The sequence below is a fragment of the Nocardia sp. NPDC052566 genome (assembly GCF_044547285.1).
Lineage (GTDB): Bacteria > Actinomycetota > Actinomycetes > Mycobacteriales > Mycobacteriaceae > Nocardia.
The window spans coordinates 981,531-994,815 of the sequence record NZ_JBIUAF010000005.1; the positions used below are offsets into that span (position 1 = coordinate 981,531).

The following is a 13,285-nucleotide window of genomic DNA, read 5'->3' on the forward strand; positions in this document are numbered from 1 at the left end:
CGCGAGGTGGTGCCGAAGTGTCTAATCCGGCGGGGTGAGCAACCGGCGGGCCCGGTCCGACCCGATCGACACCAGTAGCGTCGGCAACCGCGGGCCGGTGTCGCGCGAGCACAACAATTGGTAGAGCGCCTTGAAGAACGTCCGCTGCGCCTTCTTCAACTCCGGCGTCGGCCCCGCGTCGACGGCCAATCCCTGCATCAGCTTCGGCACCGCGTACACGCTCGTGGTGAGCCCGTCCAGGCTCCACTCCGCACCGATCCGCTCGACCAGTATCGACACTCCGCTACGAGTGGCAGCATCCAACTGCGCCCACGCGTCGCTGTTGAAGTCGTCGCGCACGATGGTCCGGTCCTCGGCTGGCAGGTTCTGCGCGTAATGGATCGCGTTGTCCAACCGTGGCTGCAACTGCGCGAGCAATGCGTCGTCGGTGGGAAGGTCGGTGACGCCGTCGGTTTCGAGCTGTTGGCGGACAAGACGTTCGATCTGGTCGCGGTTGGTGGCAGTGATATCCGCCAGCGAAGACAGCAACCGGAACGACACCGGGCGCTCGCTGTGCTCGACCGGCCCTTCCGCGGTCGTGACACACATCTGATGCAAATGGGCTTCCACCGGCGACAGCTCACCGGCGGCGGCCTTGGCCCCGACTCGATCCCACTCGTCGTACAGCCGCAGGATCGCCGACGGTGCCATGTCGATGGTGAAGCTGTTCGACGGCATGCGACGCGCATACAGCCACCGCAGCATCGGCGGCTCCAAAATCTCCAAGGCGGTATCGGGCGTCGCCGCCCCACCCGCCGAGCTGGACAGCTTCGCGCCACCGCCGGTCAGCCGCACGAACGAATACACCACCGTGGCCGGAGCCTGCGCACCGAAGATCTCCGAAGCGATCACCCGGCCCGAGGCGAACGAGCTCGTCGGAGCGTGATGGTCCTCGCCCGCAGCCTCGAAATCCACGCCCTCGAACGCCCACCGCATCGGCCAGTCGACCTTCCACACCAACTTCCCGGATATCCGGGCACCGTCGGCCAGGCTCATCCGGCCCTGGTAGCCACAACGGCAGCGGTAGGAAACGACCTCGTCAGCCCAGCCGGTGACCTCGGTGTTGTCGGTGCCGCAGCTCTCGCAATACGGCTTGAACGGGTAGTAAGCCGCGCGGCGCTCAACGAGCGGCTTCTCGTGACGCCCCTCGGTTTGAAAGGTCTCCAGGATGTCGAAAACGTGGCCACGAGCGTCCATCGCCTTACGAACCGACGCGTTGTAAACCCCGGCCGGGTACTGTTCGGACTGGCGGACATGCCGCATCCGCACGCCGAGCCGATCCAACGACGCGGTGAATACACCCATGAAATGATCGGCATAGGACGAGCCATCGCCCCACGGGTTGGGGACCTGGGCAAGGGGTTTGCCGATGTGAGCGGCCCATTCCTTCGGAACACCCGCAGGCACTTTCCGGAATCGGTCGTAGTCGTCCCAACTATTCACATGCTCCGCGTCCAGCCCCCGGGCCTTGAGCTCCTCAGTAACCAGATGAGCCGTCATCACCTCGCGTAGATTCCCGAGATGGATGGGACCAGAAGGGCTGATCCCCGACGCGCACACGATCTTGGACGCGCCAGCCTGCTTCGCGTGCTCGATCGCGGAATCGGCGGCACGAGCAATCCAGGAGGCCTCGACTGTGGTGTCGAGGCTGTCGGTGGTGGGGAGCACCGATACACGCTACCAGCGATAACACCGCCTATCACCGGTTGGCCGACATCTGCGGTACCGGCACGGCGGGCACCGGAATGATCACCGCGATCACTGATTCGGCTGGGCGCCTGCGCGATCTGCAACTGGCTCACGATGTGTCGCGATGGGGAACCCAATTCGCGGCCATGATCCTGCAACCTGCGTCTACCGCCCAGTCCGGAGCGCTTGTGGGTCAGGTGAGGTGGACCGGCGATGGGCTCGCGGGCGTCCTGATCCGGTCATGTCGGCTTGGACGACCGCGCTGCCAGCGCGGTCACCGCTCGATCGGTCAGGTGAGGTGATCCCACCACCAAGAGATTGTGGGGTAGGGCAAGCGGTCGCCACCTGGCGGGCTCGTCGGCGTCTCGTGACGTTGGGGTGCGTCTGCCAGCTGTGGTGTGTGGTAGCGCAGGGCTGTGGCGCCGAACACTATGTTGCCACTGACAATCAAATCGAGTCCTGTGAGGTAACGACGTAATTCGGAGCTGGCGCCGGACAGGATTTGCGCACGCAATTGTATATAGAGGTTGAGCATGCGGTTGCGGATCTCGACACCCGCGAGCAGCGCTTCTGTTGCCGTGAGATTGGGATATTCCGTGAGCAGGGCATTGAAAATGGTGTATTTGGTCAAGCCGTTCGTGAGATCGTTACTCAGTGAGTAGCGATCGTTATCCAGTACCGCTGCGAACATTCCGGCTTCGGAGGCAGCTCGGAAGCGAGGGGCTGTCCATTCCCGGTCGGGCACTTCGATGCCCTCCACAATCTCGACGTAGCCTAATGCGGCCTCCGCTCCCCCCGATCCTAGCCGCATTGCCAGGTAGTCGTTCACGGTCAGTTGTGCGCCACGCTCGTGGAGCACGACTTCCCAACCCATGTCCAACAGCCACCGCACCTGGCTGTCAACCAGACGCGCGCGGGGGCGGGCAGGCGCCTCTTCATAGAGGCGGGTGAAGACCTCGGTGAGTGCCGCGTCGGCCGGGGTAGTGAGTTCGGGGAACGATGACGGTGCTCGCATGATCCGAGCCCACCGATAGAGCTTGTGCAGCACGTCGCATGTTCGTGCCCCCTGGGGCGGGAGCGCATGGTCGTTGGCAACCCATCCCCACGCGCTGTAATCCGTCAACGCCTGTCCGACAGGTCCGGTGATATGCGGGTAGACATTTGCCGTGAACACCGCGCCGACGTTCGCGTAGAGCTCGGTCTTGGCCGGATCGCCGTCGCCGAGGTCGAATTGCTGTGCCCAGGCCCGCGTGCCGGCGGAAAGAGTGTCGGCCTCGGGACATACTTCGGCATCGAACGGGCACCAGAAGTCGAGAAACCCATCGGGGAGGTCCGATAACGCCAGGGACCTCAACTCAGCGATCCGGGTAGCTCGGGTCCCGCCGACAGCTGCGTCGCGAGCTCGCCGCGATCCATCGTCGACGTTGGACTGATTCGGACATGCATCCCTCCGGAAGGTGGAAGTAGGCGGTCTAGCGAAACCAGGTCGGGCCCACCGCGTCCCTTGCAATCGCGCTTCTCCCAGTATGAATCCACCTACAGCTGGCAGTCCCCCGTTTTGGCAAGTCTCATTGGGGTACGGCTCGCCCAGCCCATCTGAGTGGCGCTACTTTTCATTCGTTGTCCTGTGCCAGTGAGGATGGCCCATTCCGCCCTGGTGAGGGTTCTCGGACTGTCAGGCCTGTGTGGCGCGACATCGCTGCGGCATTGGAGGTGCCCAGACAACGCGCACCGTCGGTGTGGACCAGGTGAATGTCGGCGACCGGGTGTATCGCAAGAGCCTGGGGCTGCACGCGAATTCTGTCAATTATCGAACGGGATGGTGCGCAAATCTCTTCCTCCATCGTGTCCGGGTACTTCAAATTGTTGTGAGTCGATGGCTGTTCACCTAAGTCCTGTGGACGCTCTCGTGAGATTGGGTAATAGTTTGGTCATTTGTGCCTGGTCGGGGCGAGTCTGTGTACCGAAATTTGGAGGGTTGAAGGACTCGTATTACTATCGGCCTGAAGAGCCGGGCTGCGAAAGGGATTCAGATGGCTAAGAAGGTAACCGTCACTATGGTCGATGATTTCGACGGTGCGTCAACGGCGGACGAGACCGTTCACTTCGCGATCGATGGTGTGGCGTACGAGATCGACTTGTCGACAAAGAATGCTGATAAGTTGCGGGCAGCTATGAATGCGTGGACGGAGAGTGCACGCAGGGCCGGACGGGATAAGGTAAAGCCGAAGGTGGCTGGGAAGGCGGTTCGATCGACGGTCGATCGTGAGCAGACCGCGGCAATCCGGGAGTGGGCTCGGAGGAATGGTCACAAGGTATCGGCACGAGGGCGGATATCCGCGGAGGTCGTCGCGGCCTATAACGGCGCAAAATAGTCGATCGCATCTACAGTCCGAGGACCTAGTGGTCAGCTCGCATTTCGCTATGCGCCGAGCGGTCTCTCCGGCCTTCTGTGCTATCGGTGGGCGCGTCTGGGCGACTGTAGCCGAAGGGTGAGTGACGTTGAATCGGCACAGCGCGTGGCGTCATGTCATCGGAGAACGTAACCGGGCAAAGATGTGTGGTCCGCCCGAGCATCGCTCAGGCGGACCACTTCCCCGTGCCTAGCGAACGCCGCCACGTCCGGCAGGCATGACGATCATAACGGTCGCGTGGTCCGGGCGAGATGAGCGACGCTGGTACAGTTCGGGCTTGCGTGATCATCGCGATCTACGCTCATCTCGACCGCAAATGATGCGCTGTTACGCCGCGCTGATAACGCCGAGCATCTGCTCACCGAAATCAGTAAGCGCGCCAGCATCCTCGACGACTGCACCGGTATCAGCTCAAGCGATGGGGGAGGCTGCACAACGAGCGGCCCAGGGCGTGATCGGCTTGCTCGTGGTCGACCCGGACGGCGGCTCGGCCTGGCGGTGCCCGTGGTGGCGGGGCACCGGCGGCATGTTGGTGTGCGTGCGATGGAGGAGGCCACGCTTAACCTCCCGGACGATGCGTCCGGCGGCGTCGGCGAGTGCTTGCAGCATCTTCAGGATCACAGGCACCACTCCCGCACGCTGTTGGTGTCGGAACAGAAGCTATCGCCCAGCCCCGCGGTGTACTGAGGGCCAGCTTTTCTGGGGCAAGGTGAAACGTCCGGAGAGCGATCCGGACGCCCAGGAGTCGACCAGCGTTGGCAGAGCCGTGGCGCTTCCTGTTTGTTTGTCACAGACGACAACCCTTGGCGGCGAACTTCTTTCGTGGAACGAAATATCTCCTACTGCGAGGTGATTGCAGAGCGACAGTGAAATACTTGGCGCCGCTCGATGAAAGAATTGCACCAGGAGCACGAGCGATCCGTATTTGCGCAATCATCAGGCAATCGAACATGTTGACAGCCACATGTGTGCAGTCTCTGCGCGGAGCCGCTCTCGTCGCGGATCAACGGCCTGGTGTGCACCCGTGTGGCAAGTGCGATTGGACTACACATGGAGGACGACGCGATGTCATCCCTGGAACCAGTTGAACAGCGCGCATGGGAAGTGCTGATACAGCTGACCACGCGGCTGCCGGCCGTCATCGATTCACGACTGCTGAGGGACTTCGGTCTGACGCACTTCCAATACCGATTGCTGGTGCTGTTGGATCGCCAGTGCGATGGAGAGTTACGCATGGTCGAGCTGACTCATCGTATGGGGGCATCGATTTCGCGTGTCTCCCACGTCGTCTCCCGCCTCGAGGACCAGGGCCTTGCTCGCAGAATCGGTGCCAACGGCAAACCCGGGGTGCATGTTCGACTGACTGAACTCGGGCGTCGCATGGTTGCGGATGTTATGCCTTGGTACCAAGACACTGCCCGATCGCTAATCCTGGATCACCTGAATCGTGAGGAAACCTCGCAGCTCGCCACGCTTGGCGAGCTGCTGACCACGCGGCTGGCGGGTTCGCGCTGGTCGACTGAACTGGGCGCCTAGACGTTGTCTTCGTTCCTCCCGTCCGGTGCTCACGCGGTGTTCGTGAAATCTGTTGCCACAGTGACAGTCCGTGACGGCGATGCCGCAATTGCCACTGTGGGATGCTGGTCGCGAAATTCGACATCGCTGTGGATACAGCGGCAGAGGACGCCGGAACCGCGGGATGGCCTTCGGCCACGACTATTCAGGCCCGGTTTGAATGAACCCGGTGAGAATCGTTCGCACAGCCGTTGAATTAGAAGGTGGTGAGCCCTGGATGAGGGGAAGTCGCCAGCGACGCAGAGTATCGAGAAGAGCCGTAAATTCTGGTTATGGATAGGTTTACATCAGATTGGTGAGCCTGCGATTGCTGGCAATGTGTGCTCGTGCGCGTTAGCGTTCCTGATATGACAGCCGAGTCCACAACTTCTCGCAGCACCGATCCGTACCGGGACGGGAGTGGCTCGTTCACGCCCCGCGATCACGTTGGTGAGCCACATATTTCGAGCACCCTGGCGCGGCTGAATTGGCTGCGCGCTGCAGTGTTGGGCGCCAATGACGGAATAGTGTCGGTGGCGGGCATCGTCGTAGGCGTGGCTGCGGCCACCGTCGATCGGGCTCACATCGCAACTGCCGGAATTGCCGGGCTCGCAGCAGGCGCGGTTTCAATGGCGTTGGGTGAGTACGTTTCGGTCAGTACCCAACGGGACAGTGAGCGAGCGCTGCTCGAGAAGGAGCGTCGCGAACTTCGGGAACAACCTGAGACCGAGCTGGCTGAGCTTGCAGCCATCTACCGGGCGAAAGGGCTGTCGTCGGCGACGGCGCGACAGGTTGCCGAGGAACTCACCACCCACGATGCCTTCGCGGCGCACGCCGAGGCCGAATTGCGAATCGACCCGGACGAGTTGACCAATCCATGGCATGCTGCGATGTCCTCGGCCGTGTCATTCACCGTGGGTGCACTGTTGCCGCTGCTGGCGATCCTTTTGCCCGGACCTGCGCTGCGGGTGCCGGTCGCTTTCGTAACTGTGGTGGTAGCGCTCGCGTTGACCGGCTGGATTGGTGCCTATCTGGGGGGCGCCCGGAGGTTGCCGGCTACGGCGCGTGTGATGGTCGGCGGTGCCTTGGCGATGGTTGTCACGTACGCGATCGGTGATCTGGTTGGCCATCTGCTTTGAATGCATTAGCCGGGATCGCAATCATCGAGCATCGACGGCCGAGAGATCCGTAGCCTCGGGGCACCTCCTGAAATCCACGGTCGGGGTCTTATGTTCGGGGCGCGGTACGCCTATGGTTTTCGGCCGATTCCGCCGACGATGCAGTGGCGAACGTCGGCCAAGGGGGCCAGCCGCGGCCCGTCGGGCCACCAGTCATCGCACAGCACCAGCCCTGGCTCGACCATTTCCAACGTGCCGAACATGGCCTGTATCTCGTCGCGGGTCCGGAATCGTCCACTGCCCATCGGGCTGTGTACGAACTTGTCCTCCATCTTGTGCGCCAACTCACTGTGCTCGGCGGTGCGCGGGTCGAAGAAGTGCGCGATGGTCAAGTAGGAGCCGGACGGCAACGCGTCGATGTAGGTCTGCATGATCGCGGCCGCGTGATCGCCCAGGTAGTGGTGCGGTGTTCCGATGTGGAACAGCGCCACTGGAAGGGTGAAGTCCAGCTCGTCGCGCACAACCGGGTGCCTGAGCACAGCCAGTGGCTGGAAGATGTCGGCCTCGGCAATCGTTGTCCTGTCGTTGCGGCCCAGCAGCGCTCGGGCGTGGGCGAGCACGGTCGGGTCGTTGTCCACGTACACCACGCGTGACTGCGGGTTGATCCGCTGGACCACCTGACGGGTGTTCTCTGCGGTCGGCAGGCCCGAGCCCAGATCCAGATACTGAACGATGCCGGCCTCTCTGGCGAGAAACCGGCACGCCCGAATCAGGAAATCCCGGTTGCCTCAGGCCAATTCGCTTACCTGCGGAGCCACGGTTCTGACCTGCGCCAAGACCGCGCGGTCGACCTCGTAGTTGTCCTTGTCGTTGAGCGCGGCGTCATAGACCCCCGCGATCCTCGCACGGGTGACGTCCACGCCTACCGGGACCACGCTTGGGGTAAGGAGCGTGGGGGAGACATACCACGGGCCCCGGGGAGCGGTCGGTTCGGTATCCATCAGACCAGTCCCCCGTATCCGCTCCCGCCCCGGGTCGGTACAAACCAGATGCACGAGCCCGCTGTGCCGCGAGGTTGTCCGCGCATGTCCGCACCGTCATCGCCGCGATTTCGACTTGCCCCGCCGAGCTGAGCGACAACCAGCGAACGCCGTCCGCGTTCCGCAACGAAAGCGGATGGCTGTGGTGTCCGCATCCGCGCCGTCGTTCTGCGAATATGTCACTGCTGCATCGGTATCGGCGACGTATCGATCATCACTCGTCGAATCACGGTGCGTGCCAGGACATCCGACCCAACCTTGCTGGCGCCAGCGCCACGGCCACGATCCGAGGCCGGGCGTTCGTGATGGCCATCGAGGCGATCTTACGGTGCTCGGCGTCTAGATCGATCGGGCAGAAGCCGCCGAGTATGGCGTAAATCCGCTGCGGCTACGTGATCTGGATCTCCTTTCGCCTGTGGAGTTCTCACTGGTGACAACGCGGCCGTGACCAGCACCGGGCCGAACATACCGTCATTCAACGACGTATCGACAAGTGCTGCTCAGGCAGCGTTCTCCGAAAGGCAGTCGTCATGGCCGTTACAACCCGGAAGCCGGGTCGGGTCGGGTCTGATCCACATGGGTTGGCAGCCGCGTACTTTCGCTGGATACGGCCGGATGCGACGGTTCTGGCGATCGCGGATCGGGCTGGCAAGATCGTTGACCGTCATCTGGAGCTTGCGGACGTCCGACGTACCGGAAGTCCAGCAATCCGGGTGTACCGGCCGGGCGACGACAGTGGGTTGGGCGCGGCGATCCAGATCGTGAACGACGACATGCCGCTGCTGGTCGACTCCGTGACCTCGGCCCTGCAGTATCTGGGCGCGAAGGTCACCGAGGTGATCCATCCGATCTTCGATGTCGCACGCGACGAGCAGGGCCGGGCGCGTGAGATTGTCGCCGCGGACACCGGTCGGGACAGCGCGAGTACTGAAGGGATGCACCGGGAATCGTGGATGCATCTGCAGTTGGGGCAGCCGGTCGATGGGGCGCTGCTCGACCGTATCGAGGCGGCGGTGCCACCGTTGTTAGAAGATCTGCGGCGAGTCCACGACGACACACCGGCGATGGTCGACGCAGTGCATGCGCTGGCCGATCGGCTGGACCGCGTCGGAGACGAGGAAATGCCCGAATGCGCGCGCCTTCTGCGCTGGCTCGCCGACGGACGCTTCACCGTTCTTGGATACGGGTACTACTTGTTGCGGCGATCCGCCCCTCGGCCCGACGCCGAACTCGATGCGTGGCCGTTGCCCGGCTCGGCGTTGGGGGTACTGCGCGACGAGTCGGCCGCGGAGATACCGTTGCCGGTCTTCGGTGCCAAGCGGCCGGTTTTGCGCGTGACCAGTGGGTTGGTGAACTCCCTGCTGCCAGGCTCCCGGGACGCACACTTCATCAGCATTGCCGACTATGGCGCCGACGAGTCCGAGCGGCTCGGACCCGCCGGGGACACCGTTGCGCTGGTCAAGGGGGAGCACGTGATCGTCGGTACGTTCACCGTCGCCGGCTTGCACGAGAACATTCTCGATATTCCGGTGGTCGCCCAGCGTGTACACGAGGTCATCGACTGGGCAGGTTTCGAACTGAATTCCTTCTCCGGCCAGGCGATGCTCGAGGTGATGCAGTCGTTTCCACGCACGGAGTTGTTTGCTACCGATATCCGGCGATTGTTCGAAATGGTCTCCGCTGTAGCGAATTTGGGTCTACGGCGCCGCCTTCAGTTGTTCGTGCGCCAGGATGTCCGCGCCGGGGCGATCCACTGCCTGGTGTACCTGCCGCGCGACCGGTACTCGACCGAGGTGCGGCTGCGGATGCAGGACGTTTTGGCAGCGGAATTCGACGCCGAGCAGATCACCTTTTCGGCGCGCGCCAGCGAATCGGAACTTGCCGTCGTGTATTTCACGATTCATCGCCGCTTCGACGAAGATGGGCAGGTTGTTTCCGAGTCCGATCGTGAGCGGATCCAGGAGCTGTTGTTCGCCACCACTCGCACGTGGGCCGACCGCTTGATCGCTGAAGCCGCTACCAGCCCCGGCGTATCGCAAGCGCTCGCACAGGAGTACGCCTCCGCCTTCCCCGGCAGCTATCAGCAGGAGCACGAACCTGCCCGCGCGGTCGGCGACCTCCGGCGGCTCGAGCCGCTCGGCGTGGGAGATATCGACGTCGATCTGCACAAGGTGGTGGGATCTGCGCCGGGCACATGGCGATTCGTCCTCTACGTCAATGGTGACGGCGTATCGCTGAGTCGTGTGCTGCCGGTACTGCAGAGCCTGGGGGTGGAGGTGGTGGACGAGCGACCGTATCCCATCGTTCGCCGGGACGGATCGACGCGGTGGATCTACGATTTCGGGTTGCGAGTTCCGACGGCACCGTTCGGCGACGTAGTTGATCTGGTTGAAGGGGACGGACTCGCAGATCCCTCCATGCTTGTACCGGGCGGTGACGTCCGGCAACGAGTTGCTGAGGCAGTCGTGGCCATGTGGACCGGCCGCGCAGAGGTTGACGGGCTCAATGAGCTGATCCTGAGTGCGGGGCTGGACTGGCGAGAGGTCACCATGTTGCGGGCTTACGCGAAGTATCTGCGCCAGGCCGGGTTTGCCTACGCACACCGCAACATCATCCGTGTCCTGCTGGCAGGCTCGGTGATCGCGCGCTTGTTCGCCGAGCTGTTCGCTGCCTATTTCGATCCCGACAGAGCCGATGCGGCCGCCGCCGAGCCGGCCGACAGGATCGCGAGCCGTGTTCGGGCAGAGATCGACGCGGTGATGGGCTTGGACGCCGATCGCATCTTGCGTGCCATGCTGAGCCTGATCACCGCCACCTTGCGTACCAATTTCTATCGCCGCGGCGACGATGCGAAGCCGCCGGAATATCTGTCCTTCAAGTTCGATTCTCGCGAGATCGACGAATTGCCTAGGCCGAAGCCGCAGTTCGAGATCTTTGTGTATTCGCCGCGAGTGGAGGGTGTGCATCTGAGGTTCGGTTCGGTGGCCCGCGGTGGATTGCGGTGGTCGGACCGTTTGGAGGACTTCCGCACCGAGATCCTCGGGCTGGTGAAAGCACAGGCGGTGAAGAACGCGGTGATCGTGCCGGTCGGCGCGAAGGGCGGGTTCGTGGTCAAACAACCGCCATCCGCGACCGGTGATCCGGTCGCGGATCGGCAGGCGTTGGCCGCGGAAGGCGTGGTGTGCTACCGCACGTTCATCTCGGGGCTGTTGGATGTGACCGACAACGTGGATCACGCGAGCGGCGGGGTCGTGCCGCCGCCACGGGTCGTGCGTCGCGACGGTGACGATACGTACTTGGTGGTGGCAGCGGACAAGGGCACGGCGACGTACTCCGATATCGCCAATGAGGTGGCCGCGAGCTACGGGTTCTGGCTGGGTGATGCGTTCGCCTCGGGTGGGTCGGCCGGATACGATCACAAGGCGATGGGTATCACCGCCAAGGGGGCGTGGGAGAGTGTCAAGCGGCACTTCGCCGAAATGGACAGGGATACGCAGACAACCGATTTCACGGTGGTGGGCGTCGGCGACATGTCCGGCGATGTATTCGGCAACGGGATGCTGCTGTCGGAGCACATCCACCTGGTGGCGGCGTTCGATCACCGGCACATATTCTTGGATCCGCATCCGGACGCGTCGGCCTCGTATCGTGAGCGGCAGCGGATATTCGCACTGCCGCGGTCGTCGTGGGCCGACTACGATAACTCGCTGATCAGCGCGGGTGGCGGAGTATACGACCGCACCGCCAAGCTCATTCCGGTCAGTCCCGAAGTCAGGACTGTGCTGGGCATCGACTCCGCAGTGACTGCGCTGGCGCCGCCGAAGCTGATCCAGGCGATCCTGCGGGCGCCGGTCGACCTGCTGTGGAATGCCGGCATCGGCACCTATGTGAAGGCATCGGCGGAATCCCACACTGACGCCGGTGACAAGTCCAACGATGCGGTGCGGGTGAATGCTGACGAATTGAGAGTCGCGGTGATCGGAGAGGGCGGCAACCTCGGCCTCACCGCACTCGGCCGAGTCGAATTCGCCCGGCGCGGTGGGCGGATCACCTCCGACGCCTTCGACAACTCCGCCGGGGTGAACTGCTCCGATCACGAAGTCAACATCAAAATCCTGCTCGATTCCGCCGAAGCGGACGGCATTTCGGTCGGCGATCGTGACCAGTTGCTTCGCGACATGACCGAGGAAGTGGCCGAACTCGTCCTGCGTGAGAACTTCTCGCAGAACATTCAATTGGGGTTGTGCCGTGCCGAGGCCGACGCTATGGCGGGAGTGCACCGGCGGGTGCTGAGTGCCCTGGAGAGCGGGCACGGAATCGACCGGCAATTGGAGGCGCTGCCGTCGGATGCCGATATGCGGCGCCGGATAGCCGAAGGACGCGGGCTCACGTCGCCGGAGTTGGCGAATCTTCTAGCGCACGTGAAACTTTCGCTGAAGGCCAATCTGCTGTCTGGGAAGTTGCCCGACAGTGCTGCCTTCGCCGCCGTTCTGCCCACCTACTTTCCGGCACCGCTGCGCGGCCGCTATGGCGCTGCCATTCGGTGCCATCCGTTGCGCCGTGAGATCGTTGCCACCACCCTGATCAATGACATGGTCGACTTCGGGGGGCTCGCTTACGCGTTCTTGCTCGCCGAGCAGAACGGTGTCACCACAGATGACGCGGTGCGTGCTTTCACTGCCGCGGCCGCGATCTTCGAACTGCACTCCCTCTGGCAGCGCATCCGGACCACCCCGATGCCCACGGCGACCCGCGACGAACTGGAGTTGGAAACCAGACGCACCCTTGTCCGTGCCGCGCGCTGGCTGCTGGCGACGCGGCCCCAGCCCCTGGCCGTCGATGCCGATATCACCCGCTATCGCAGCGGTATCCACGCGTTGACGACAATCGTGCCGGTTCGGCATGACAGTTCGGCAGATCGGTTGTCGCGCAGCGCGATCGAGCGGGGAGCGCCCCGGGAACTGGCCGAGCAGGTGTTCCGGTTGATCCATCTGTTCCCGTTGCTGGATGTCGTCGACATCGCCGAGATCATGGACCAGGACTCCGACGGCGTAGCGCGACTGTATTTTTCTCTCGCCGATCACTTCGAGATCGAGCGACTCCTGAATGCGATCGGGGAGCTCGATCGGGGCGACCGCTGGCAATCGCTGGCCCGGCTTTCGGTGCGTGACGAGCTCTACGCGTCACTGCGACTGCTGACCATGGACGTTCTGCGTGCCGCCGAGTCATCCGACAGCGCCGCGGAGAAAATTGCCTACTGGGAGTCGGTCAATCGCCACCGGATCGAACGCTCGCGCACCGTCCTCGACGAGATCGTCACCGCCGCCACCTGCGATCTGGCCCAGCTATCGGTTGCCGCGCAGCAGGTTCGCAGCATGGTCGCCGGGCGTGAGACCGAAGTGTCCGCTACGAGCACGAGCTGATGGCGTCG

8 protein-coding genes are annotated in these 13,285 nt (G+C 63.2%); 4 read left to right on the forward strand and 4 right to left on the reverse strand.

Translation table 11 applies throughout. The annotated features are described in order from the left end of the window. Nucleotides 1–21: 21 nt before the first annotated feature. Together lysS and ACIG5A_RS29460 are read right to left on the reverse strand one after the other, a co-directional pair. Complete coding sequence (lysS, locus tag ACIG5A_RS29455) at nt 22–1,707, reverse strand: lysine--tRNA ligase (RefSeq protein ID WP_397245784.1); 1,686 nt, start codon at nt 1,705–1,707, stop codon at nt 22–24. Between the two features lie 310 nt (nt 1,708–2,017). Continuing rightward, on the reverse strand, nt 2,018–3,082 hold the full coding sequence (locus ACIG5A_RS29460) for a hypothetical protein (protein ID WP_397245786.1): 1,065 nt from the start codon (nt 3,080–3,082) through the stop codon (nt 2,018–2,020). A gap of 679 nt (nt 3,083–3,761) precedes the next feature. On the opposite strand from ACIG5A_RS29460, the gene ACIG5A_RS29465 reads away from it, so the two are divergent. From ACIG5A_RS29465 to ACIG5A_RS29475, 3 genes are all read left to right on the forward strand, one after another. Continuing rightward, on the forward strand, nt 3,762–4,103 hold the full coding sequence (locus tag ACIG5A_RS29465; protein ID WP_397245788.1) for an Lsr2 family protein: 342 nt from the start codon (nt 3,762–3,764) through the stop codon (nt 4,101–4,103). A gap of 1,089 nt (nt 4,104–5,192) precedes the next feature. Beyond that, nucleotides 5,193–5,678 (forward strand): MarR family winged helix-turn-helix transcriptional regulator, encoded by a 486-nt coding sequence (locus ACIG5A_RS29470; protein ID WP_397245790.1) that lies wholly within the window; start codon nt 5,193–5,195, stop codon nt 5,676–5,678. Nucleotides 5,679–6,064: 386 nt separating this feature from the next. Beyond that, a complete protein-coding gene (locus ACIG5A_RS29475) occupies nt 6,065–6,835 on the forward strand; it encodes a VIT family protein (RefSeq protein WP_397245792.1) in 771 nt (256 codons plus the stop codon). 110 nt (nt 6,836–6,945) lie between these two features. Here the strand turns inward: ACIG5A_RS29475 and ACIG5A_RS29480 are convergent, their stop codons facing one another. Beyond that, the gene (locus ACIG5A_RS29480) at nt 6,946–7,587 is read right to left on the reverse strand and encodes an SAM-dependent methyltransferase (protein ID WP_397245948.1); all 642 of its coding nucleotides are present in this window, start codon (nt 7,585–7,587) and stop codon (nt 6,946–6,948) included. A 15-nt stretch (nt 7,588–7,602) separates the two neighbouring features. Continuing rightward, the gene (locus ACIG5A_RS29485) at nt 7,603–7,734 is read right to left on the reverse strand and encodes a hypothetical protein (protein ID WP_397245794.1); all 132 of its coding nucleotides are present in this window, start codon (nt 7,732–7,734) and stop codon (nt 7,603–7,605) included. Between the two features lie 650 nt (nt 7,735–8,384). Between ACIG5A_RS29485 and ACIG5A_RS29490 the strand changes: the two genes are divergently transcribed. Beyond that, entirely contained in the window at nt 8,385–13,277 is a 4,893-nt protein-coding gene (locus ACIG5A_RS29490; RefSeq protein WP_397245796.1) for an NAD-glutamate dehydrogenase, read from the forward strand. Nucleotides 13,278–13,285: the final 8 nt, after the last annotated feature.